The organism is Sphingomonas sp. Ant20 (genome assembly GCF_000783375.1).
Classification (GTDB): domain Bacteria; phylum Pseudomonadota; class Alphaproteobacteria; order Sphingomonadales; family Sphingomonadaceae; genus Sphingomonas; species Sphingomonas aerolata.
This window is the reverse complement of sequence record NZ_JRVI01000154.1, coordinates 1-20,393: the sequence shown is the minus strand read 5'-3', so window position 1 is coordinate 20,393 and position 20,393 is coordinate 1. Positions and strand designations below refer to the sequence as shown.

The window sequence follows — 20,393 nt, the reverse complement described above, 5'->3', positions numbered from 1 at the left end:
TTGATCTTGGTACTCGCCTTTGCTGCCCGCCCCATCGTATTGCCCCTCACGCTGCCAAATCTGAGATGATGTCGTGCCTAGTCCAGTCGCTCTCGTGCCAAGCCCGGGACTGGATACCGTCGCTGAACCGCCAGAAGCGGGTCTCGCGCTCGTGCGGACCGGCGAGGATCAACGTCCAGCAATCGCCGAGCGGCAGGTCGATGATCCGGTGGATGTGCGTCGCGCGGACCTGGTGAGCTGTGCCCGGGTGGCGATAGACGAGGGCGGCAGCGCCGGTCGGGCTGAAGACCTCCTCGGTATATCCGCCCGCCAGGATATGGCTCGTGAAATTGAACGGGTGATCATGCGGGTCTCCTTGGTCCGGCCCGGTGAAGTGATGGATGGCGCAGTCGAACGGCAGGCCGAGAATATGCCACTTCTCGAACTGGTCGTTCATGCGCTCGTGGTGAAACTGAAGGTCCATCGTCTCAAACCTCGCTCGTATAGGTATGTATCATGCTGTCGGCGTCAGGCAGGGCAGCAGGTCGTCTCGGTACGTGACCATCACCGACACACCGCTGTCGCTCCGATTGTTCCAGCCCTCGAACGTCTCGGCGGTCGCACCACAATCCATGCAACCCGGGCAATGCTCCATCGTGCCGTCGCTCACTTCCTGCCATGCCGCGAACTGCGGATCGACGTTGACGCTGCCGCAGAATGGACAGGCCTTCATGCTGATCTGTGACAGTCCCATCATCGTTCTCCTGTGGTTCTGGGCTTTGGGAATGGCGGCTGGATCCAGCATCCGCGGTCGCACTGGACCCAGCCGTGAGAGCGGAGCCATGCGGTGCCTTCGTCCTTGGTCTTCATGCCGAGGTATCTGGGATGGCGGCGTCGAACCGGCACTGAGCGATGTGCGCGTCGACATCCTCAACTACGACAGCGCTCTTAATGGCTTCCTCCATGTTGAGGTGGATCTGGGCCACGTCTTCGCCATCCATGCTCATTGGATCGACAACCCAGTCGCTGTGGATGCGCTGCACACCCTGCGCTTGCCACGAAGCCCAAACCTGACGGCCCTTCGGACCGAGCATCTGAGCCAGCGCCTCGATCATGTAGGCGCGATCGGTCGCGGTGCGGTTCAGGCGGTCAATCCGGTGTTGAAGGCCATCGGCCTTTGCGCGCGTTTCCTCGCTCATCATCGTTCTCCTGCAGGTGCACGTAGGGCCCGCGCTGGATCGATGCCGTGCTCGACGAGCATCCTGCGCAAGCGCGAGACCTCCGGAAGGCGCGGGACACTCAGGTCGCTAATGACGCCAGCGCGCGTCGCCTGGTCGATCGCGCACGGACCGCACCGGACATGCTCGCCATAGTCGAAGCACATATCCGGCGAGCGACAGATGCCCTCGACGTCATCCTTCCACAGCATGCGGCCGGGGTCGGTCATTGTCCGACGATTGCGTTCTGCCTCGGTCATGCTGCCATCTGCTCGGGAGGCTGCTCGATTTCGGCGAGCGCCTCGTCGATCTGATCCTGGGTGATGAAGCCAGCGGCAAGGCCCATGCTGCGCAGGTCCGGCTTCATCGCGCGGATCTGTGCCGCGGTGATCGGGGGCGCGTCCGCGGTCACCTCGCGGCGGCCGGTGCGGATGATCGCGCGCGCGCGGCGGATGGCCGAATCCTCGGGGCTGACCCACTTCGACATGCGCTCTTTCATCTGGTGCACCGTGGGAAACCAGTCGAGCTCGTCGAGGCAGCGGCGGCAGGCATAGGCCAGCGCCCGCTCGTCATACCCGTCGAGCATGGTCATGTACGTCCGGAATTTGAGCTTGCCGCCCATCTCGTCCGTCGCCTGGCTAGGCAGTGCCGCAGAGAGGCCTCCCAACGACTGGCGGACGAACCGTTCGTCGGCGGGCTTGGGAATGGCGACGGCGCGGGCGACGGGCTCGATCAGCTCAATTTCGCGCGCGCTGAACACCGCCCCGTTCTCAAACGCGCGGGCCAGCACGGTCATCACGCTCGGCGTCAAGGATGGCATTGAGCATGCCGTTGTTGCCGCGTCGTTGCTGATCAGGTCGTTGGCCATTGCGAAGTGCCCTTTCGATGAAACTGGTTGGGTCGATTGCGCCCTCGCGCTGTGCGGCGCCGAGGGCGGCGATTACCGAGGAGGTGCCGTGGTCGCGCTTCCACTTGCCGAGCAGCTGCCGCGCTTTGGGTTCGAGCACGCCAGCCCGACCCATCAGCAGGATGCCCCCGTCGAACATGACCTTGTCCGGATCGACGATGACGGGCAGGGCGGGCGCTTCGGCGCCGGAAGCGTCAGCTTCCGAACCTAAGTCTCCCTGTCCCTCTCCCTGTCCCTCTCTCTTGGAGCCATTGTCACTAGTTACATTGCCGTCTGTCACCGGTGACAGACGGGGTTTGTCACTGGTGACAACGTCGTCTGTATCTAGGGACAGATGCGGGACGGATGCGGGATAGTGATGCGTCACCCATGCGGTGAACGAAGGCTTGGCGTCGTCGGTCTTGTTCCGAACGTTCCGCTGCTTGATCGTCGCGCATTCGGTCCGATAGCGCTGCCGTAGCTTGCTCTCCCAGCCGCTCATGACCTGTTCGGCGATGACCGGGTGATACAAGCGGCCGTCAGCGCATGCGACGAAGCCCCGGAGTGCGTCTGTGCGGTGCTTGCGGAACGTCCGCATGTCCCGTCCGAGGCCACAGAGCTTCGTCAGCACGGCGTCGTTGTCTGGCAGCGAGCCCGCCGGCAACTGATGCCATGCGGCCGCCCAGAGCAGCACGGCGTACCAGCAACCCTCGGGGTCACCTTCTGCGGCGAGATCGCTATCGCGCAACCTGGCGACGTGGAGGGGCATGAACGGGAAGTCCTGAAGGTCCGCGTCGGGCGGTGTCAGGGGCGCTGGCTGGGTCACTATGCTGTCGCCTCATTGGGGGAAGCTTTGGAAGTCTGCGGGGTGACTTCGGCACGCAGCTTGGCGGCATGCTCGATCATCAGCGCGGCGCGCGCGTCGAGCGCGTCAGCCGCCGCGATAAGATCTTCGCACGAGACCCCGCGTTCGGAATCTGTCTTCTTTCGCAAGCTTCGCGGCTGGATGCCCAGCGCGTCAGCGAGCGCCTTGGCGCTGCCCAGCAACACGCCAGCCTGCATCAGGCCGACCATGCGAGGGACGGACAAGACGTGTGTAGTGTGGGCCGCTTTAGCGGTTCGTCTAACGGCAAGGCGCCTAGCCTTTTCGTCGGCTTCTTGCTGTCGACGCGCATCGCCACGCGCCTGCATCGCCGCATCCAAATCTGCGACGGTTGATAAGTGGGCCGGTTTAGCGGCCCTAATAAGGGTATCGGCCTGCATGTCAGAGCATCCCCGACGAAATGCCGCCGAGCGTATAAGCCGGGCCGCCGGTGCGGGTGTCAGGAGCGGCGACAAGCTGGGCACCACCTGCGATGCGCGCCATCTGGCGCTCGAATGGCGTCAGCTCGGTCATCATGATCCGCTTGGCTTCCGCGGCGCCAAACATGGTGCGGGCCGACTCATATTCACGCCGGAGCCGGTCTGGCAGCCAGCCGAGCGTCCGACGGCTATTCTTCTCGCCGACGATCGCACGCTTCGCGAGGTTCGCCGCCCGGGCATCCGATGACGAGTCATACAGCGCCCGAAGGCGCTTGCCGGCCGCGACTTTGTATGCGCGCCAAGCTGGATCGTCTTTGCGTTCGGCCTCCCGCCGCAGAGTGGACTCCCTGGCCTTGGCGCGTGCCTCAGGTGTCCGCTTTCCCGTGGCGCTTGCCGCATGCAGTCGCGCCACGAACGCCGGATCCCGGTGATTGTGGCGCGCCGCACACGAACGGCAGCGGCCGGTCTTCGACTGGCGCGTGACGGGGGTCGTGCAATCTAAACAGGTGCGCGTCATGCCGCGAACTCCAGGTCGATGATGTGGGGGGCAGATGCGGGCTGATGATCGCAACCGAGGTCGGCGCGGATCCCGCACCGGAAACAGGGGGTGCGATCGAGCACCGGGGGCAGGGGTTCGCGACGCTCGGCCCGGGCGATTGCCTCGGCGCGGTCCGTCTCCCTCTTGGAGCCATCCGGAGCCTTGCTGGCGCGGATCGTTGCGCCCAGCTCGGGAATGAGGATCTCACGCGAGAACGGCGTGGTGGTCACCACGATCTTACCCGCCGCGATGAGGTCGACCAGAGCCTTCTGCGGGATCGAGGAGGACCGCACGCCGAGCAGCGCTGCCAAGGCTAGGTTCGTCGGACAACGAGCCCCGGCGCGTGCGGCGCGCAGGAGTGCATCGTAGACGACGTCGCGGGACTGTGCAGCTGTGCGGCGAGGCTTCGTCATTATGCCGCGACCTCGACGATGGTACGTCCGCCCGCGAGACGGGTCTCGGCGATTGCGGCGTAATCAGGGTTCAGTTCGATCAGTGTTGCGTCGAGACCGACCTGCTCAGCGACCAAGCCAACGGTGCCGGATCCCCCAAACGGATCTAGGACATGCCCGCGCGCACGGCCGAAGGTCGCGCAGATCCCGCCGCAATCATCTACCGCGCCGCACGCTGCGCACGTCGTCGGCGGGCAGCCCGCAGCGATGCACCGGCGCGCGAGCTCGCGCGGGAAGGTCGCGAAGTGTGCCTCGCGGCAGCCCTCGATATTGAAGGTCCAGACATTGCGGCCGTTCCGGGTTTCGGGAACGTAGGTTTCGACCCAAGTGCCCGCGCGGTTCTGCCCAGCAGTCGAGCCCTTCGCAGGCTGGTACTGACCATCCTTGCGGCGCGCGTGCGCGTTGCCAGTGACCGGCTCGCGCAGCGCGTCCGCATCAAAATAGTAGGCCTCACTGCGGGTAAGCAGCCAGATCTTCTCATGCACTGCCGCCGGCCGATCGGTGATCGACTCGGGCTTCGGGTTCGTCTTGTTCCAGACGATCTCGGACCGAACCCACCAGCCGTCATCCTGAAGCGCGATCGCCAGACGGTTCGGCAGCATGCACAGGTCTTTCGGCTTGAACGAGCCGCGCCCGTCGCCAACCGATCCGACAGTGCTGAACGGCTTGTCGCGAAAGGTCCGATCATCGATGCCGTCGGCCTTGTACGCCGCCGCTGATTTGCCGTTGGGCGTTGCAGCGTGGCAATCGCCGTAGTTGATCCAGACCGTGCCGTGCATCTTCAGCACGCGCCGGACCTCGCGAAACACGTCGACCATGACCGCGAGATGCTCAGCAAAGGTCGGCTCAAGGCCGATCTGGCCGTCGACGTCATAGTCGCGCAGGCCCCAGTAAGGTGGTGACGTGACCACACAATCGACTGACTGCGACGGCAGCAGACGCAGCTGCTCGCGAACGTCACCAATCATGCGCGCGTGGCGCGCGCGGCCCGCAGAAAACCGTCCGCAGAACCGGGCTCAACCGGCACTGCGCTATTGAGCGCGTCCATAGTCATCTCCGTTGCGGGGTTTTCCGCGTGTTATTCGTAGGTTTCAGGCGACCGCAGAGAGCGGTTGACGGATCTCGGTGCATCGTTGGATCCAGCGAGCAGACGCGGCATGAAGGTCGCGCATCAGCTTCTCGCCGGCGAGGTATTCCTGGGGGGACGATCGCCCGACCACCGGGGCCGTTCGGGTGCTCTGCCTCGTTCAGCATGACGAGCACACGAGCGATCAGCAGGCCGCAGTCATCGGCGTCACAGACCGCTTCCTTGTCGACCAGCCGCTTGCCCTTGGCCTCGAAATAGTCGTCGAGCACTGACGGCTCGGCGTCCATGGCGCGGTCGATCGTCTCAAGCGTAGGGAGCGATCCGGCCAGTTGCTTGTCCAGCGCCTGGATGCTGCACTCGATGCGATCGGCGAACGTTCCCTTGCCATGACGGTCAATGCCGCGGGCCCATCCGCGCATCACTTTGGCGTGCAACTGGGCTTTCGTGAGTCGTTCCGCATTTGCAACGACAGTTGGGCCGGTCATCGACCATTCTCCTGCTCATGGAAACTGAGTCCCTGATCACCGCCCCGAAGGCCGTTCGCCTCGCCGTTGCGCGCGCGCTGCTCGAGCATCGCAACCTCGTGACGGCAGCAGAGGTCGATGCCCCAGAGCAGCACGGCCGAGCCGATCGTGATGAGGACCGTCATTGCGACGATGGACCAGTAGTCCGTCACAGGACGTTCCCTTCGGCGTCGCGGATGACTCGGCCGTATGCCGCCGCGTCCCTGCCCGAGAGCAGCGACTGGATGAAGCGGTGACGCTGCCAGACCGCATGGGCGTGGCCCAAGACGAAGCACGCGACACACGCGAAGAACCAGACGCAGATGGTGATGATGGTCATGCAGCTTTCCGATCTCTGGAGGGGCAAACCGGCGCTTGGCATGACCGAACCGCAATTGCGGCTCGGCAACCGCAGGCCGTGCAGTGCGTGAAGTCGAGGACGGGCGCCTCGATGTGCAGCGCTTCAGAAACAGCGTGCATCGCGTACCGCCCGCCGTTGGCGAGGATGAGCGCGCATGGCTCGCTGGAAACCCGAGCAGGTTCCACAGAGGGGATGGAGAGGACCATCTACTCGGGCCCTTGGCCGGGGAAGCTTGCGGCCTCCCCGGCGTCGGCTACGGTGTTGGTGCGAACAGCCACCGGAGAGAAATCATGGATTACGTCGATCGCGTCTTTACTGACGAAGACGTCACACTCGATGGCAACACATTCACTCGATGCGTCTTCGACGGCTGCGTCCCGCGCTACAACGGTGGCGCGGTCGGCATCGTCGGCGGGTTTGCCATCAAGAATGGGGGCAACATCAGATACGGGGATGGCGTCGACGCATTCGACAACGGCTTCAGCAAATTCATCGTCGCCGATATCGAAAATCAGGCTTCACCCGTATCACCGATGATGAGGCTGCCGCTGAAGTGCCAGTCGCCCCTAAGCACGATCCCCGTTAAGGTAATTTCGAACGGCTCAACCATGGTCGGCCTCCGTGACGAACTTGAGCAGAGCGCCCGCGTCATTGAGGAGGTCGCGGATCGTCATCGTCGATGGCGTCCAGCAGTCGTCGATGCACTGAAGCCGCACCTTCCGTTCGTCCAGCGGCGTCTGATCGACCCACGCGACGATCTCGCGAGCACCGTCTTCGACCCGCAACGGATGAAGCACCTTCGCAATACGGATAGCCTTGAAGCGCAAATCACGATCACGGTCCCTGCGGCTGCTTTCCTGCATCTTCGTGATGTGCTTATCCCATGGGCGCGAACCCGTGAGCGGCGTGGCACTTTCGGAAGTTGGCTGGGGATAAACCTCGTCCGTCATGCCGCTTCCTTCTGTTCGATGGAGGCGGAGGCCTTGGGGCGCCGACTTGCGGCCGACGCCCTTCCAGCTACCGTGGGGTTGCAAAGCCAACCACGGAGACTTGAAAATGCCGAACGAATTGACTTCAGAGCAGATCGAAACAGCGATTGCGATCCAGTCAGAGCTGCTGGCTGGACTGTATCGAACTGCGATCGATCGTGGGGAACTGACTCCGGCGGAGTATCGCGAGCTGATGTCGTCAGCGACCGACCCGCACGAGGTGTCTGCCCGACTATACGCTGGTCCGCTGGCAGCACTATACCAAGTCGCACCGCCTCGCTGAACTCGGCGGAGTCGCGCGCGGCTAGCTCCTCAAGAGCCGCATCAAACCGCGCGCGGCTCTCAGCCTTGATTTGCGCCAAGGGCTTGCCCGTACGTAACGCAGCACGTTCGAATGATGTGAGGACGGGAGCCATTTACGCCGCCTCCTGCTGTTCGCCAGAAGCGGAAAGGCTGAAGGCTAGCCACACTTCAGGCGACAAAGTCGTTCCGACCGCAGCCCCATCTTCACTTGCGCATCCAAATGGGGGTGCTTGTCGCCCCGTGCCCAGTGACGGACACTCCATGCGCTAAAGCCATGCGCGGCAGCGAAAGCTTCGGCGGTTTGGCCGGTGCGATCGAGGTGATCTCGGAGTGGGGTTTTGCGAGCCATGAGGCAGAATGTACCTACGCTGGGTACGATAAGCAAGCGGTTTTGTACCCGAGGCAGGTTCTCGACGCTGCGGCGCGCTGGGTACAATCGTCAGGCATGCCAATGCCCCTCAAAGATGCCCGCCACCGCGCGGGCCGAATCAGCCAAGATAAGCTCGCCGAAATGGTCGGGTCCGGACGGTCCACGATCGTCAAACTAGAAAGCGGCAAGCTTCCGATGACAGAGGACTGGGCTAAGCGGCTTGCGCCGGCGCTCAATCTTCGCCCATCGGACTTGTACAAAGGCCCCCAGGTTCGCGTGATTGGGTATGTCGGAGCGGGGCAGCGCGTCTACGCGTACGAGATATGCTTTATTCCGGTGAAACGATCGATCGCCCGCCAATGACCAGCGGCGACCTCCTTTCAGTAGAGGTGAGAGGAGATAGCATGCTCCCTCTCGCTGAGGAGGGATGGCATATAGTATATACCGCGGGGGCGACCGTGGATGAGAACGAGGTGATTGGCCGAGTCTGTGTTGTACAGATGGACGAAGACGGCGCGATGCTCGTCAAGCGCGTTATCCGCGGCACCAAGCCCTACCACTACCATCTGGTCTCGATGAACGCTGCCGCAATCGAGGATGTAAAGTTGCGCTGGGCAGCCGTGGTAAAGGCTATCGTGCCCCGATGAAACAATGTCCTGATTGCAGCACCCGCGTGCGGGACGACGCTCGAATCTGCCCTGCTTGCGGGCGCGCATATTCGGATGATGAGAACGCCGCCGCGGCTAAGCGACGATACGGCAATGCGGCCCTTCTCATAATCTTTCTGATCTTCTTGGCCGTGCTAACCCGTTTCTAAGTACCCTTTGCGGGTACATTTCTGGTTGACCTGTACCCAAACTAGGTACATATAACTTCCAACAGGCTATCCCGGCTTGTTGGGAGACGATCGTGGTTCGCGACTTCGCAGCAGAGTTGGTAGCGGCCCGTGCAGCTGGCGATTGGGCCGCTCACGAGCTGATCTGGGAAGAGCGCCGCGTCGCTGGCGTGGAGGCTGATGAGGACGCGCTCGAAGACGAGTACGCGCCCGGCGACAAGGTCATGTATCGAGGCGAGTTGGCCGAGATCGACAGCCGCTACGAGATCAGCGGCGATTACATCGTGCTATGTGCGGATGGGCTCTACCGTTCAGCTAGCTGCCTTGCCCTCTCGCGGCCCGCAGGTTTGCCAGACCAGACCGCCGAGCGCTCGGCACTGGTGGGCGGGGTTCAAGTCCCCGGGACCGCTCCAATGGCAGCCACAACCCAAGAGGCCTGCCCAGTCCAGATCGCTGAGCGTATTCCGATGGGCGCTCTTCGGGTCTCCCATAATTCGACGACCGATAGCGTCGTGCTGGTCGACGCACTGACCGAAGACGACGTTGCCGAGGTTTTTCACTGTGAGCGGCACACAGTTTCGCAGACACCGGCCGACGCCGAGAAGTGGGCTCGCCTGTTCGTAGCAGCCCCAAAGATGCTGGCTGCGCTTCTTGCTGTATTGGCGGTCCGTCCGAGCAACCATGACGACATGGACGACCCCGAGGCCGCCGCAGCTTGGCAGGGTGTCTCGTCCGCTATCCACGCAGTCTCGCAGGTGTCGGCATGATCAGCTTCGAAACCGCGCGCGACATTGCGTTCGCGTACCGTGAAATCGAGTCTGGCGAAAAGCTGCTGTCGGAGCTTGCTACAGCAAAGGACCACCATGTTGCGCCAGACGTGCGCGACGCCTTCGGTCGTCGCCAAGATGGCCTGACGCTGGGCGTGCCGTCGAGTGAGTCCAGTCGCACGATGTACCAAGTTTCGTGGGTACTGGCCGTTCCGATCGTCGAGGCGCACGTCGCCAACGCCAAGTCCAAGATTGCAGCGCTCTGTAAGAAGGCGCTGGCTGAGATGGAGGTTGCAGCGTGAAGCACCTCGTCTCCGACGCCGCCGCCGCGCAGGACTCAACCGCGAACCCTTGGATCGAGTGCGATGGGGCAGGGTGCCCTGTCTCGGATTGCGCACGCGTCCATGTGCAGTTCCGGTACGATCCAGACCGCGAAACAGCGGAGTTGGTGAACCCCGCCATCGGCGTTCCGGCATACGTCTACGGCGACTGCTGGATCCATCAGGGGGCCAAGTCTGACATCGTCGCTTGCCGGGTGGTCGCGTAATGGCCTTGCCCGCTCGAATCCCGAAGAAGGCCAAGCGCGCTAGCCGCTGGATGTCGAAGCGTCACCGGACGTTCGTCGCCGGATTTGCCTGCTGCAAATGCGGTTCGATGAAGTCGGTTGAGGCCGCGCACGTCCGCATCGGGTCCAATACGGGCATGGGGCAGAAGCCGGATGACTGGCGCACCGTGAGTCTATGTGCGGCTTGCCACAGGGGGCCGCGCGCCGACGCGCAGCACTCCATGGGCGAGCGATCGTTCTGGGCTGGCATCGACTATGAGCGTCTGATCGCCGAGTTCACTCAGGCCAGTCCGGTCAAGTTAGAGATCCTGACGGTGCAGGCTGAGCGCGCGCTGGGCATCGCAGCATGACCGGCCCGACCATGACCTGCGATCCGGACCTCGATTCCGCGATCACCGAGTTCCGCTATGTCGCGCAGCGCCTGCGTACGCTCGACCAGCAGATGCTGACCGCCGCGGTCGACCGCTACAAGCACTTTGCCGCGATCAAGCACGAGCGGGCCGAGCTGTGGGCGAACCTGCGGGGCAAGGCTGAGAAGCTGCAGCTTGTGCCCGAGGACCACCACCTTGGCGCCCGCGCGCTGCTGCTGGTCACCGAGGTCGCGTGGATCCTCCATGCCCGCAACCGCCGCAAGCCGACCCCGGCAATGATCAAGGCGATGGTGCGCGACATGGGCGAGATCGCCGAGCGCGATCGCGTCGAAGCCGAGGCCGACAAGGTCGAGACGGAATTTCGCATGCGGACCCTCGCCGTCCGCGTCTCGGCCGCTGAGGCCGTCACCCGCTACATCGAATTGAGCGCAGCATGACCTATGCCCCACGCCCGCGCCCGATGGGCGAGATCCTCGGCCGCCAACCGGCGCGGATCCTCGTCACCCCGTCGAAGACGCCCAGCGCATGGTATGGCGCGATCCGCGGCGCGGTGAAGACCGGGTTCGGGGATCACAGCATCACGGGAGGCGCGCGGTTCACCGAGCAACAGAACGAGGCGCTGATCAGCCGCGGCATGGATATCCTGACCGCGGAAGCCATGACGGTGCAGCGCAACGCTGGCGACCACGAGATCTGCAACGGCACCGGGCTTCCCGGGGTCTACCAGTTCGAGTGCCCGGTCCTGTCGCGCCGCGCCGATGGCCGCGTCCGCGTCATCGCCCCCAGTGGTGCCGAGAAGCTTGTCGAGGGCGACGGCTGGACTAGCCCGCGCCGCTCGCGCCGAAGGATCACATCGTGAGTTACCTCGATCCGGCTGGCGCGGCCACGCGCGCGCCGCTTCCCCCTGTCCCCGATCTGATGGGCGTCGTCTCCGCGGAGACCCTGATCGACCTGATGATCGCCATCCTCACCCTCGGAGATCGCCCGTGAACTGGACCAACATCATGCACGGTGCCGGCTGGATGAGCCTCTTGGCCATCGCCATCATCGCAGGCGTCATCTTCTTCGAAGACGTCTACCGCCGCTGGCCCCAGATCATGACCGCCCTGCGCGGCAACGATCGGCCCGGCTTCGTGCCCCTCTCCCCGACTGCCTCGGTCCGTCCCCTCCGGACTCGTCATTCCCGGCTGCCCGTCGTCGAGGCCGACGCCCAGCCAACCCATTCCGTGAGCGCCGCATGAAGCCCCTCGCTCGCCGCTTAACCCCTGCGAAAGGCCCCTCCATGGCTGCCGAACCTATGCGCTCCGACGTCCCGCGTACCGACTGGCCCGAGGCTGTCAAAGCCCAGGTCGAGATCTGGCAAGGCGTTGCTGCTGCGGCCTCACATATCGCGCACGCCCGCCGCACGATGTTCCTCGCCTATGTCGCCGAGGGCTTCGCCGAAGCGCAGGCGCTCGAACTCATCAAGACGATGTGATCGGACATGAAGATGCACAGTCAGATCGGCCGCAACTCAGCCGGGCCCCGCGAGAGCCAGCGCGTGCTCGACCAGGCCGAGGTCCTCGGCCGCCGTGACCGCCTCATGCAGCAGCCGCCCTCCGCCGAGCGCAGCGCAGCCCTGACCACCATCCGCGCCCAGCTGCGCAGCATCGATCGGAGAGTTTCACGATGAGCCGTTTCGATTTCGTCGGGCACCGCAATGAGGTGGATCGGATGCAGCGCCGCCTGCGACGCCAGGTGGCGATCGTCCAGTGCCTAGCGGTGCTTATGCTGATCGCCTCGGCCGTAGCGGTCGTCTGGCTGGTGTCCCACCCCGAACAGGTTGGCGCGTTCTTCGGGCACATCGTCGCTGGCTTCGACGCCGAGGTGAATCATGGCTGACAACGCCGACCTCGCTGCCGAGTTCGTCCAGGCGCACCTCGATCGCAGCATCAAGGCAGCACAGGCCGCCCCGTTCGACCCGGGGGTCAAGGGCGACTGCACCAACTGCCCCAACTACAGCCCGCGCCTGATCAACGGCCTTTGCGCTCCCTGCCGTGAACCGAAGAAGGGATATGCCCGATGAATGCGGCAGAGATCAACGCGATCGGCGCGCTGCTGCAGAGCATCCGCCAACCCGACGAGCGGTTCGTGACCGTGTCGCTGACCGCGCACGCGCCGGGCTTCGACACCTTCGAGGGCAGCATCTCGGCGACCGTCGCAGCCGACGGCGACACGGCGACCAGCGAGGCGGTGACGCTCGACTGCGCCCTCAACATGGCCCGCGCGAAGCTGCGCAACCTGGCAGCCGCCCGCGCGAAGGCCGCCGCCGAAGCAAAGGGAAAAGCGGCATGAACATCGATACGACAGACCAGCAAGCGGTGACGGTTGCGCAGGAGATGGACGAAACCACGCCCGGCTTCCTGATCGATTTGGCGTCACGCATTCACGCCAAGGCAACCCCGGCGATGGGGTTCGACGGCTACGACGTTGACCGTCTTATCGAGATCGCCCGTAGCCTCGCCTCTGTATCATCCGCGAGTGCGATCAAGGCATCGGCAGAGGTGTCGCTGATGTACCTGCAAACCGGGTTCATCGAGTGCCCGCAGTGCGGCGAGGAAGTGCCGACCAAGGAACTGGACGCGGCCTACGAACTGGCGACTGTAGTGCAGCCTGCCCCTACGATTGGCGGCACCGTCCGTTCCGAACCTGTACCCGCGACCAATCAGGCGGGAGAGGTGGAGGGTGCGATCCGCATTGCGGTGTGGAACGCGTGTCGTGATCGGGGAATGGGGCAGGACAACGCGACTATGCTGGTCCGCGAGGTATTGGCCCAGCCGGTCCTTACCGCCGCCCTCGCTACCCAGCCCGCAACGTCGCAGGAGGGGGAGCGATTGCGCGAAGAACTGTTTGCCATGACTGCGTGGAAGAACCGCTTAGTGGATGCTTTCGAACGTTCCGAGCAGCGCGTCAGCGAGTTGCTGGCGTGGAAAGCCGAACCTGTACCCGCGACCAATCAGGCGGGAGAGGTGGAGGACGAAGACAAGATCGCTGACATGATTGCGTTCGGCGCGTCTGAAAGCGCGCCTTACCTGTATCCTGAAGTCGATCAGCAACAGGTGCGTGCGGCGTATTGCGAGGGCGCGGCGGATGGCGCGCGTGCCCTGTTGCGATGGCAGTCTGAACGTTCCGCCGCCCTCGCTACCCAGCCCGCAACGTCGCAGGAGGGGGAGCTTGTTCGTCACTGGAATGATGATCGCGGCGTTTACGAATACATCACACGCGCCGCCACCCCGACGCCTCCCACCCTATCGGAGGACTTGCGGGCGAAGGTGTGCCGCATCGAAACCCGCGACGTTCATAACGGCTACGACACACAGGGGAACTACATCTGGGAGGATTACATATCAAAAAGTGAAGTTCTTGCCGCCATCGACGCCGCCCTCGCACAGGAGTCTGCATCATGAGCGGGGCTGTCGAAGGGGTGGCGCTGCTGCCGTGTCGCGCGCCTCAAGCGGATAACTCTTTGCGTCATGGACACGCCCGTCACGGGCAGGAAAGCCTCACGTGGGTCAGTTGGCAGTCTATGCTAGCGCGTTGCCGCTATCTTGACCGGGATACCGCTGCAAAACATATCGGTCGAGGCATCGAGGTTTGCGAGCGATGGCATTGGTTCGATAATTTCCTTGCCGACATGGGAGAGCGCCCGACCGGCATGACATTAGACCGGCACCCCAACAATAATGGGAACTACGAGCCAGGCAATTGTCGATGGGCGACACCAATAGAGCAGGCCCGCAATAGGCGTAACGCTCGGTTGACGTTCGAGACTGCCGTAGAAGTCGCTGTCGCCATGCTCAATGGCGCATCTGCAAAATCCGTCTCCAGCCAATATGGAACCAGCGAAAGCCTGCCGAGGGAGATCCGCGCAGGCCGAACTTGGAAAGATGCACTCGCACGCGCGAAGGAGATCGTCGTTGAGCAATGAACTCAAAAGCTGCCCGTTCTGTGGTGGCGAGGCTGCATGCGATGATGTTGGATCGATGCGAGCGCTTTATACCGTGGGATGCAACAACAAGGCATGTGATGCCGACTGCCATTTTACCGGCTGGGACGGTTACGCCCCGCTAATCACCGCTTGGAACAACCGCACCACACCCCCAGCGCGGTCCTATGCGGATGAAGACGTGGCGCGGATGATCGACCCGTGGGCTTGGGACGAGGCCGAGCGATACCGCGTTCGTGCTGACGAGTGGTTCGCAAAGGGGCGCACTGAACCGGGCGATTGCCTGACGGACGGATACCGCGCGAGGGCCGACGCCATGCAGGCACCGCTGCTCGCCAAAGCAGCCGCCATCCGCCTCTTGTCGCAGGGAGAGAAGGCATGAGCGCGCTTCGTGAAACCTTCGAATACGAAGGGCCGAAATGCCCCTGCTGCGGCCGCCAGTACGTTGCCGACGAGGCGATCTACTACGATGGACAACGCTACCGGGAGGAGACCTGCGACAGCTGTGGGATAACCTTTGATGTGCAGGTTGAGCACAGCACGACTTGGACCTGCACCGAACGCGCCCCGGAGCAACCCGCATGACCTCCGCATCGCGCAGCAAGGGGGAGGATGTGGCCCCTGACTTCGGACGCGTTCCTTCGGAACCGGGCTCTCGTGAACCGAGCCCTACGGTCGAGGCCCTGCCGGGCTTCGATCCCTCGCGCGACCGCGGGATCCGCATTGGCAAAAGCTGGCCCCGGCCAGCCACACCGTGTGATCTAGTCCCGCGGTGGGAAGGCGAGTTCGTCAGCCATGCCGATTGGGTTTCGTTCGCGTCGAAGCGGCTGACGGTCGGCTGGGACAGCAATGGCTATGATCTGCCCGCCATCTGCGTTGATGCGTTCGGCCGGCGTTGTGCAAATGGGCGCGACATGAAGCGCGCTGCTGACGAAAGCGCTTTCCCGGTCCGTTACTTCTGGGATTGCTGGCCGATCAACCGCGATAGCGATGGCAGTGGCGTAGCCAGCGAGACCGGCACGGGCTCGACCGAAGGCAACAGCGCGGCCCCGAAGGGTATCGCCCCAGCCGTTTCGCACCTCACAGATCAGGAAGGAAAGAACCGATGATGAGTCTCGCAGACTTGTCGCGCCACTGGCAGCGGCAAACCGAAAAAGGAAAGGGCATGCGCATTGATGGCGATGCGCTCGACCTGCTGAACGCCAGAGGCATCGGCAAAATCGTCCACCAAATGGCTGCTGAAGAGCAGATGGAAAAATGCAGCAACAGAATCAAGAGCTCTACACCCGCGGCAAATACCGGCTCGCACACGACCGCAAGTCCGACGGATCGCTACGATCCCCCTTCCTCCAGATCGTCTGGTACGACGCCGCAGCGCGACGTAACCGCAGCCGCAGCACGGGCACAGAGGACGTCCAACAGGCGGAAACCGAGCTAGACTCCTTCTACCTGAAGAGGGAGCGCGGCGCGGCCGTATGCGGCAGCTGCGGCCAGCCGCTGCGCGCCGGCGCCCGCCACCTGATCACAGACGCGATCGCCGACTATCTGATCGCCCGCGAGGCGCGCTCGAGCATCTCGTCGCTGCGGCCGCGGCTCGCGCACGTCACCGCGTACCTGCTCGACACCGACCGCCAGGCGACCGCTTGCGAGGACGTCGACGAGGACTGGATTGAGGCTTCCGCGCATGGGCTGCCGAGCAGCCGATCGTCGCCCCAGGTGGAGCGAAGCGCGAGCGGTCGCCCGGGACGATCGAGGCGAGCGTGCGCCAGCTGGCCGCCGTCGTGAACTACGCCTACGGCCGGAAGGATACGCTGTTCCCCGCCGCCTTCACAGCGAAGACGCCGGAACAGGTCAGCCGCACCCCCGGCTATCGTGCCGACCTGAAGACGCTGGCGGCGATGTTCCGCTATTGTGTCAGCCCGGTTAGCGCCGGCGACGCGTTGACAGTGAAGCGCATGCGATCGGACCGCGACCAGCTGCTGCGGTTCCTGCGGATCAGCGTGGCGACATGGGCCCGGCCGGACGCCGCGCATGACGTGTCGACGAGCCGCCTACGTGATCAATGGAATTCCAACGCCCGCGCGCTGAACCTCAACCAAAAGGGCCGCGCGCAAACGAAGAAACACCGCCCCATCGTGCCGATCGGCAACCGCATGGCGGCGATCCTCGATGCCAATGGCCAGGGCTTCTATGTCTCGGTTGCGTCGGTCCGGAAAGCCTTCTTCGCGATGCAGGTCGAGCTCAAGCTGCCGCCGGATCGGGAATCGGGAATGAAGCTGATCCGCCGCAGCATGGCGCACCTCGCGCGGCAGCGGCTGGGCGAACGCGACTGGATAGAGGGCCAGATCATGCTCGGCCACAAGAAGGTCACGACGTCGGACACCTATGCGCCGTTCGATACGGGCTATCTCGCCCGCGCCCTCGAGGTGACCGATGCGATCATCGAGGAAATCGAGAAGCTATGCCCAGGGGCCTTCACTTTCCTCGGCGTTCAAGCTCCCGCTCCACCGCCTCTCGAATGAAGGCGGACCGGTCGGCGTCACCGCGCGCGGCTTCGATGCGCAGGAGGACCGCTGGCGCCCATCGCATCGGCACCATCACGGTCTTTTCGCCTGCGCCGCCGAGTGGCTTTCTACCCATGGGCGGGGCTGTAGCGGGTAAAATTTCCTGTGCCAATTCGTATATACACCCTTGCGGAGTAACGTATATACGTTTAGGTATCGTATATACAGTACGGAGGCAAGCATGTTGACGTTTGATGATCTGGTCGCAGGGCCGCTCTACGAAATCTTCGACGGCGAAGGCGTGAGCATCGGCTGCGGCGAGCGCGACGAGATCAAGGGTTTTGCCGAGGACGGCATCTATGGCCACCCGCTCGACGCGCTCCGCTTCAAGCGGGTCGGCTGAACGCATGGCCCGCACGGCGCCCGCCCCCCGCGCCTATTACAACGAGCACGACCCGTTCGCCGCCGCATGGCTGCGCGAGCTGATCAAGGCGGGGCACATCGCCCCCGGAGACGTAGATGAACGCTCTATCGAAGACGTCTGTCCCGACGAACTGGCCGGATATGTTCAGTGCCATTTCTTTGCGGGAATTGGCGTCTGGAGCCATGCTCTGCGTTTGGCCGGATGGCCGGATCACCGAGCGATATGGACGGGAAGTTGCCCGTGCCAGCCTTTCTCCGCGGCTGGCAAAGGCGCTGGGTTTGATGACGAGCGGCATCTATGGCCTGCGTTCTTCGACCTCATCCAGCAGTGCAATCCGCCAGTCGTCGTTGGAGAGCAGGTTGCGAGCAAAGACGGCCTCGCTTGGCTCGACCTTGTATCAGCTGACGTGGAAGGATCGGGCAGGGCCTTCGCAGCTGCCGATCTGTGCGCTGCGGGCTTCGGTGCGCCGCACATCCGGCAGCGCTCTTTCTGGGTGGCCCACCGCGACCACGCCGAGCGGGGGGGCAGGTGCCGCCGGAAGGGACGAGCGCAACGGGGCAGACACCGGACGGTCGCAAGGTGCAGGTGACGCTGAAGGACGTGGCCGCCTTGACGGGCTGGGGAACGCCGACCGCGGTCAACCGGGAACGGAGCGAGGAGACGTTGGCGAAGTGCGCGGCCTTCAGGCTTCGCAATGCGAACCAGAAGACGGTACCGCTCTACATGGGCGAGGAAGCCCAGTTGGCAAGTTGGCCGACGCCGACCACCCGGGATTGGAAGGACGGCGCGGAGTGTCCGAATGTGCCGATCAACTCGCTGCTCGGCAGGACTGTTTGGTCGGCGTCGGGCACAACGGAGGCCCACCGATTAACGGCTTCTGGTCAGATGCTGATTGGCTCGGATGCCGGGATGGAAAGTGGCGGCCAGTTGAGCCCGGCTATGAGCAGATGGCTGATGGGTCTTCCGGCAGCTTGGGACGAGTGCGCCCTGCGAGTGTCGAAGAAATCGAGGGGGAAGTAGATGCGTGGGCGGTCCGACATAATACCAACGGAGCCGAAGGCGTGCGCCGAGTGTGGGACGCGCTTTCCGAGGAAGCGCTTCGCGAGCGGGAGGTTGGAAGATTTAGCGGCGTACGGTCGCCGGCTGTACTGCTCGCTTTCCTGCGCCAACTCACAGACCAAAGGTGGCGATTCCCGGTCGGCCTCGCACGTCCAGGCACGCAAGGAACTGAAGCCGTCGTGCGAGTCCTGCGGTTCGACCGAGAAGCTGCATGCACACCACTGCGACGAGAACTGGCGGAACAATGCGCCGGGCAATCTCCAGACCCTCTGCGAGAGCTGTCATCGATCGTGGCACATCACGCAGCGGAATGCTGGGGTGACGCCTGCCGGGCGAAAGCCGGGGCCGCATCCTTCCCCTTAGCTCATGGGACTCCCAATCGAGTGGGACGTCTGCGCGGCTATGGTAACGCGATCGTCGGGCCGGTCGCGCAAGGCTTCATCGAAGCCGTGATGGAGGCCGAACGGTAACCTGCGAAATGGAACGAACCGCGCCCAAACCGGCACCGCGCCGCCGCCACACCGGGGCAACACCGGAGGAAGGATTTTCGATTATGGCGAGAAATGGCGGAAAGCCTTGGTGCACCCGACTGGATTCGAACCAGTGGCCTCTGCCTTCGGAGGGCAGCGCTCTATCCAGCTGAGCTACGGGTGCCTGAGGCGTGCGCGTAGCAAAGCCTAGTCGGGTGCGCCAGCCATTTTCTTGGCCGCGCCGATCTTGGCGGCGACCTTGGGCGGCGGGGTCTTGGGCTTGAACGCGCACAGGTCCGCGACGAGGCAGCGCCAGCATTCGGGGGTGCGCGCTTTGCAGACATAGCGGCCGTGCAGGATCAGCCAGTGATGCGCGTGGAGGCGGAAGGGCTGGGGGGTGGCCGCGTCGAGCTTCAGCTCGACCGCGAGCGGGGTCTTGCCGCGCGCGAGGCCGGTGCGGTTGCCGACGCGGAAGATGTGCGTGTCGACCGCGAAGGTCTCCGCGCCGAACGCGACGTTGAGCACGACATTGGCGGTCTTGCGGCCGACGCCGGGCAGGCGTTCGAGCGCGGCGCGGTCGTCGGGACGACGCCGTCATGCTCGTCGACGAGCATCTGCGACAGCGCGATGACGTTCTTGGCCTTGGTGTTGTACAGGCCGATCGTCTTGATGTGCTCCTTCAGCGCGTCGAGCCCGAGCGCGAGCATCGCCTGCGGCGTGTCGGCGATGCGGAACAGCGCGCGCGTCGCCTTGTTGACGCCGATGTCGGTCGCCTGTGCGGACAAGGCGACCGCGACGACGAGCGTGTAGGGATTGACGAATTCGAGCTCGGTCTCGGGATGCGGATCGGCCTCGGCGAGCCGCGCATAGAAGTCGACGACGTCGGCCTTCTTCACTGGCTCACAGCCCCAGCACGTCGCCCATCCGGTAGCGGCCGGCGGGCTGGTCGGCGAGCCAGAGCGCCGCGCGCACCGCACCGCGTGCGAAGATGCTGCGATCGTCGCCGCGGTGGTTGAGCTCGATCCGCTCGCCTTCGCCCGCGAAGATCACGCTGTGGTCGCCGATCACCGACCCGCCGCGCAGCGACGCGAAACCGATCGTCCCCTCGCTGCGTGCGCCGACCAGCCCGGCGCGGCTGTCGACGCGCAGTTCTGCAAGCGTCGAATCGCGCCCGCGCGCGGCGGCCTCGCCCAGCAGCAGCGCGGTGCCCGACGGCGCGTCGACCTTGTGCCGGTGATGCATCTCGACGATCTCGACGTCCCAGTCGGGGCCGAGCCGCGCCGCGGCCTCGCGTACCAGGATGCCGAGCAGCGTGACGCCGAGCGAGGTGTTGCCGGTCTGGAGGATCGCGATGTCGGCAGCCGCCGCGTCGATCAGCGACTGGTGCTGCGGGGTCAGGCCGGTCGTGCCGATGACGAGCGCGGTG

Annotated in this window: 40 protein-coding genes, 1 tRNA gene and 1 pseudogene; 24 read left to right on the top strand and 18 right to left on the bottom strand. The window is 64.1% G+C overall.

The window, feature by feature from the left end; all coding sequences use genetic code 11:
* Nucleotides 1–46: 46 nt before the first annotated feature.
* The 14 genes from NI18_RS16070 to NI18_RS16020 all read right to left on the bottom strand — a co-directional run bounded on the left by NI18_RS16070 (nucleotide 47) and on the right by NI18_RS16020 (nucleotide 7,275).
* Entirely contained in the window at nucleotides 47–436 is a 390-nt protein-coding gene (locus tag NI18_RS16070; protein ID WP_128082278.1) for a hypothetical protein, read from the bottom strand.
* Nucleotides 437–493: 57 nt separating this feature from the next.
* Nucleotides 494–733, bottom strand: coding sequence for a hypothetical protein (locus NI18_RS16065; protein WP_128082277.1), 240 nt, complete (start codon nucleotides 731–733; stop codon nucleotides 494–496).
* A 112-nt stretch (nucleotides 734–845) separates the two neighbouring features.
* Nucleotides 846–1,178 carry a hypothetical protein gene (locus NI18_RS16060; RefSeq protein ID WP_128082276.1) on the bottom strand — a complete coding sequence of 111 codons (333 nt, stop codon included), beginning with the start codon at nucleotides 1,176–1,178 and terminating at the stop codon, nucleotides 846–848.
* Complete coding sequence (locus tag NI18_RS16055) at nucleotides 1,178–1,456, bottom strand: hypothetical protein (RefSeq protein ID WP_037531372.1); 279 nt, start codon at nucleotides 1,454–1,456, stop codon at nucleotides 1,178–1,180. Before NI18_RS16055 ends, NI18_RS16060 begins: the two co-directional genes overlap by 1 nt.
* Entirely contained in the window at nucleotides 1,453–1,992 is a 540-nt protein-coding gene (locus tag NI18_RS16050) for a hypothetical protein (RefSeq protein ID WP_084215245.1), read from the bottom strand. Before NI18_RS16050 ends, NI18_RS16055 begins: the two co-directional genes overlap by 4 nt.
* Nucleotides 1,967–2,908 (bottom strand): DUF1376 domain-containing protein, encoded by a 942-nt coding sequence (locus tag NI18_RS22510; protein ID WP_084215244.1) that lies wholly within the window; start codon nucleotides 2,906–2,908, stop codon nucleotides 1,967–1,969. Before NI18_RS22510 ends, NI18_RS16050 begins: the two co-directional genes overlap by 26 nt.
* Nucleotides 2,908–3,156, bottom strand: coding sequence for a hypothetical protein (locus NI18_RS25835; RefSeq protein WP_037531369.1), 249 nt, complete (start codon nucleotides 3,154–3,156; stop codon nucleotides 2,908–2,910). Before NI18_RS25835 ends, NI18_RS22510 begins: the two co-directional genes overlap by 1 nt.
* A 190-nt stretch (nucleotides 3,157–3,346) precedes the next feature.
* Nucleotides 3,347–3,901 carry a hypothetical protein gene (locus NI18_RS16035; protein WP_037531367.1) on the bottom strand — a complete coding sequence of 185 codons (555 nt, stop codon included), beginning with the start codon at nucleotides 3,899–3,901 and terminating at the stop codon, nucleotides 3,347–3,349.
* Nucleotides 3,898–4,233 (bottom strand): hypothetical protein, encoded by a 336-nt coding sequence (locus tag NI18_RS16030; RefSeq protein WP_128082274.1) that lies wholly within the window; start codon nucleotides 4,231–4,233, stop codon nucleotides 3,898–3,900. Before NI18_RS16030 ends, NI18_RS16035 begins: the two co-directional genes overlap by 4 nt.
* Nucleotides 4,234–4,334: 101 nt before the next feature.
* On the bottom strand, nucleotides 4,335–5,342 hold the full coding sequence (locus tag NI18_RS16025) for a site-specific DNA-methyltransferase (RefSeq protein WP_052149251.1): 1,008 nt from the start codon (nucleotides 5,340–5,342) through the stop codon (nucleotides 4,335–4,337).
* An 82-nt stretch (nucleotides 5,343–5,424) separates the two neighbouring features.
* A complete protein-coding gene (locus tag NI18_RS24550; RefSeq protein ID WP_128082273.1) occupies nucleotides 5,425–5,946 on the bottom strand; it encodes a hypothetical protein in 522 nt (173 codons plus the stop codon).
* Nucleotides 5,943–6,137: a hypothetical protein gene (locus tag NI18_RS24545; protein WP_128082272.1), complete on the bottom strand. Its 195-nt coding sequence runs from the start codon at nucleotides 6,135–6,137 to the stop codon at nucleotides 5,943–5,945. Before NI18_RS24545 ends, NI18_RS24550 begins: the two co-directional genes overlap by 4 nt.
* Nucleotides 6,134–6,304, bottom strand: a complete 171-nt coding sequence (locus NI18_RS25190; protein WP_157840561.1) for a hypothetical protein — start codon at nucleotides 6,302–6,304, stop codon at nucleotides 6,134–6,136. The genes NI18_RS24545 and NI18_RS25190 overlap by 4 nt, the downstream gene beginning before the upstream one ends.
* 623 nt (nucleotides 6,305–6,927) lie before the next feature.
* Nucleotides 6,928–7,275, bottom strand: a complete 348-nt coding sequence (locus NI18_RS16020; RefSeq protein WP_037531365.1) for a hypothetical protein — start codon at nucleotides 7,273–7,275, stop codon at nucleotides 6,928–6,930.
* Between the two features lie 616 nt (nucleotides 7,276–7,891).
* Between NI18_RS16020 and NI18_RS16015 the strand changes: the two genes are divergently transcribed.
* The 20 genes from NI18_RS16015 to NI18_RS25820 all read left to right on the top strand — a co-directional run bounded on the left by NI18_RS16015 (nucleotide 7,892) and on the right by NI18_RS25820 (nucleotide 15,619).
* On the top strand, nucleotides 7,892–8,350 hold the full coding sequence (locus tag NI18_RS16015) for a helix-turn-helix transcriptional regulator (RefSeq protein WP_157840560.1): 459 nt from the start codon (nucleotides 7,892–7,894) through the stop codon (nucleotides 8,348–8,350).
* Complete coding sequence (locus NI18_RS16010) at nucleotides 8,347–8,634, top strand: S24/S26 family peptidase (RefSeq protein ID WP_037531362.1); 288 nt, start codon at nucleotides 8,347–8,349, stop codon at nucleotides 8,632–8,634. The genes NI18_RS16015 and NI18_RS16010 overlap by 4 nt, the downstream gene beginning before the upstream one ends.
* Nucleotides 8,635–8,896: 262 nt before the next feature.
* On the top strand, nucleotides 8,897–9,589 hold the full coding sequence (locus NI18_RS16005; RefSeq protein ID WP_128082270.1) for a hypothetical protein: 693 nt from the start codon (nucleotides 8,897–8,899) through the stop codon (nucleotides 9,587–9,589).
* Nucleotides 9,586–9,891 (top strand): hypothetical protein, encoded by a 306-nt coding sequence (locus NI18_RS16000; protein WP_037531359.1) that lies wholly within the window; start codon nucleotides 9,586–9,588, stop codon nucleotides 9,889–9,891. The genes NI18_RS16005 and NI18_RS16000 overlap by 4 nt, the downstream gene beginning before the upstream one ends.
* A complete protein-coding gene (locus NI18_RS25830) occupies nucleotides 9,888–10,136 on the top strand; it encodes a hypothetical protein (protein ID WP_037531358.1) in 249 nt (82 codons plus the stop codon). The genes NI18_RS16000 and NI18_RS25830 overlap by 4 nt, the downstream gene beginning before the upstream one ends.
* Nucleotides 10,136–10,504 (top strand): hypothetical protein, encoded by a 369-nt coding sequence (locus NI18_RS15990; protein ID WP_306286465.1) that lies wholly within the window; start codon nucleotides 10,136–10,138, stop codon nucleotides 10,502–10,504. Before NI18_RS25830 ends, NI18_RS15990 begins: the two co-directional genes overlap by 1 nt.
* The gene (locus tag NI18_RS15985) at nucleotides 10,501–10,962 is read left to right on the top strand and encodes a hypothetical protein (RefSeq protein WP_037531357.1); all 462 of its coding nucleotides are present in this window, start codon (nucleotides 10,501–10,503) and stop codon (nucleotides 10,960–10,962) included. Before NI18_RS15990 ends, NI18_RS15985 begins: the two co-directional genes overlap by 4 nt.
* Nucleotides 10,959–11,384: a hypothetical protein gene (locus NI18_RS22505; protein WP_052149250.1), complete on the top strand. Its 426-nt coding sequence runs from the start codon at nucleotides 10,959–10,961 to the stop codon at nucleotides 11,382–11,384. Before NI18_RS15985 ends, NI18_RS22505 begins: the two co-directional genes overlap by 4 nt.
* Complete coding sequence (locus NI18_RS27230) at nucleotides 11,381–11,515, top strand: hypothetical protein (RefSeq protein WP_306286464.1); 135 nt, start codon at nucleotides 11,381–11,383, stop codon at nucleotides 11,513–11,515. Before NI18_RS22505 ends, NI18_RS27230 begins: the two co-directional genes overlap by 4 nt.
* Nucleotides 11,512–11,766: a hypothetical protein gene (locus NI18_RS15975; protein WP_037531354.1), complete on the top strand. Its 255-nt coding sequence runs from the start codon at nucleotides 11,512–11,514 to the stop codon at nucleotides 11,764–11,766. The genes NI18_RS27230 and NI18_RS15975 overlap by 4 nt, the downstream gene beginning before the upstream one ends.
* A gap of 41 nt (nucleotides 11,767–11,807) precedes the next feature.
* Nucleotides 11,808–12,002 (top strand): hypothetical protein, encoded by a 195-nt coding sequence (locus tag NI18_RS15970; RefSeq protein ID WP_128082269.1) that lies wholly within the window; start codon nucleotides 11,808–11,810, stop codon nucleotides 12,000–12,002.
* Nucleotides 12,003–12,008: 6 nt separating this feature from the next.
* Complete coding sequence (locus tag NI18_RS15965) at nucleotides 12,009–12,197, top strand: hypothetical protein (protein WP_037531350.1); 189 nt, start codon at nucleotides 12,009–12,011, stop codon at nucleotides 12,195–12,197.
* Nucleotides 12,194–12,406: a hypothetical protein gene (locus NI18_RS15960; RefSeq protein WP_037531348.1), complete on the top strand. Its 213-nt coding sequence runs from the start codon at nucleotides 12,194–12,196 to the stop codon at nucleotides 12,404–12,406. Before NI18_RS15965 ends, NI18_RS15960 begins: the two co-directional genes overlap by 4 nt.
* On the top strand, nucleotides 12,399–12,590 hold the full coding sequence (locus tag NI18_RS15955) for a hypothetical protein (RefSeq protein WP_037531347.1): 192 nt from the start codon (nucleotides 12,399–12,401) through the stop codon (nucleotides 12,588–12,590). The genes NI18_RS15960 and NI18_RS15955 overlap by 8 nt, the downstream gene beginning before the upstream one ends.
* Nucleotides 12,587–12,859 carry a hypothetical protein gene (locus NI18_RS15950; RefSeq protein ID WP_037531344.1) on the top strand — a complete coding sequence of 91 codons (273 nt, stop codon included), beginning with the start codon at nucleotides 12,587–12,589 and terminating at the stop codon, nucleotides 12,857–12,859. Before NI18_RS15955 ends, NI18_RS15950 begins: the two co-directional genes overlap by 4 nt.
* Nucleotides 12,856–13,971 (top strand): hypothetical protein, encoded by a 1,116-nt coding sequence (locus NI18_RS15945; RefSeq protein ID WP_037531342.1) that lies wholly within the window; start codon nucleotides 12,856–12,858, stop codon nucleotides 13,969–13,971. The genes NI18_RS15950 and NI18_RS15945 overlap by 4 nt, the downstream gene beginning before the upstream one ends.
* Nucleotides 13,968–14,492 carry a hypothetical protein gene (locus tag NI18_RS25825; RefSeq protein ID WP_198527039.1) on the top strand — a complete coding sequence of 175 codons (525 nt, stop codon included), beginning with the start codon at nucleotides 13,968–13,970 and terminating at the stop codon, nucleotides 14,490–14,492. Before NI18_RS15945 ends, NI18_RS25825 begins: the two co-directional genes overlap by 4 nt.
* Complete coding sequence (locus NI18_RS24535) at nucleotides 14,482–14,892, top strand: hypothetical protein (protein WP_128082267.1); 411 nt, start codon at nucleotides 14,482–14,484, stop codon at nucleotides 14,890–14,892. Before NI18_RS25825 ends, NI18_RS24535 begins: the two co-directional genes overlap by 11 nt.
* On the top strand, nucleotides 14,889–15,095 hold the full coding sequence (locus tag NI18_RS24530; RefSeq protein ID WP_128082266.1) for a hypothetical protein: 207 nt from the start codon (nucleotides 14,889–14,891) through the stop codon (nucleotides 15,093–15,095). The genes NI18_RS24535 and NI18_RS24530 overlap by 4 nt, the downstream gene beginning before the upstream one ends.
* On the top strand, nucleotides 15,092–15,619 hold the full coding sequence (locus NI18_RS25820; RefSeq protein WP_052149249.1) for a hypothetical protein: 528 nt from the start codon (nucleotides 15,092–15,094) through the stop codon (nucleotides 15,617–15,619). The genes NI18_RS24530 and NI18_RS25820 overlap by 4 nt, the downstream gene beginning before the upstream one ends.
* On the opposite strand, the gene NI18_RS25185 is transcribed toward NI18_RS25820, so the two are convergent.
* On the bottom strand, nucleotides 15,598–15,738 hold the full coding sequence (locus NI18_RS25185; RefSeq protein ID WP_157840559.1) for a hypothetical protein: 141 nt from the start codon (nucleotides 15,736–15,738) through the stop codon (nucleotides 15,598–15,600). The genes NI18_RS25820 and NI18_RS25185 overlap by 22 nt on opposite strands.
* Nucleotides 15,739–15,767: 29 nt before the next feature.
* Between NI18_RS25185 and NI18_RS25815 the strand changes: the two genes are divergently transcribed.
* The 4 genes from NI18_RS25815 (at nucleotide 15,768) to NI18_RS25175 (ending at nucleotide 18,458) form a co-directional block, all read left to right on the top strand.
* Entirely contained in the window at nucleotides 15,768–16,295 is a 528-nt protein-coding gene (locus NI18_RS25815; RefSeq protein ID WP_198527038.1) for a hypothetical protein, read from the top strand.
* Nucleotides 16,271–17,032, top strand: a complete 762-nt coding sequence (locus NI18_RS15925; protein WP_306286463.1) for a hypothetical protein — start codon at nucleotides 16,271–16,273, stop codon at nucleotides 17,030–17,032. Before NI18_RS25815 ends, NI18_RS15925 begins: the two co-directional genes overlap by 25 nt.
* 223 nt (nucleotides 17,033–17,255) lie before the next feature.
* Nucleotides 17,256–17,417 (top strand): hypothetical protein, encoded by a 162-nt coding sequence (locus tag NI18_RS25180; protein WP_157840558.1) that lies wholly within the window; start codon nucleotides 17,256–17,258, stop codon nucleotides 17,415–17,417.
* Nucleotides 17,418–18,017: 600 nt separating this feature from the next.
* A complete protein-coding gene (locus NI18_RS25175; RefSeq protein WP_037531338.1) occupies nucleotides 18,018–18,458 on the top strand; it encodes a hypothetical protein in 441 nt (146 codons plus the stop codon).
* 616 nt (nucleotides 18,459–19,074) lie between these two features.
* On the opposite strand, the gene NI18_RS15910 is transcribed toward NI18_RS25175, so the two are convergent.
* The 3 genes and pseudogenes from NI18_RS15910 to dapB form a co-directional block, all read right to left on the bottom strand.
* Nucleotides 19,075–19,151: transfer RNA gene (locus NI18_RS15910), tRNA-Arg, on the bottom strand.
* A gap of 23 nt (nucleotides 19,152–19,174) precedes the next feature.
* Nucleotides 19,175–19,863, bottom strand: a pseudogene (gene nth, locus NI18_RS15905) (endonuclease III).
* 4 nt (nucleotides 19,864–19,867) lie between these two features.
* Nucleotides 19,868–20,393: 4-hydroxy-tetrahydrodipicolinate reductase (gene dapB / locus NI18_RS15900; protein WP_037531337.1), on the bottom strand; the 526-nt coding region annotated here is incomplete at its 5' end.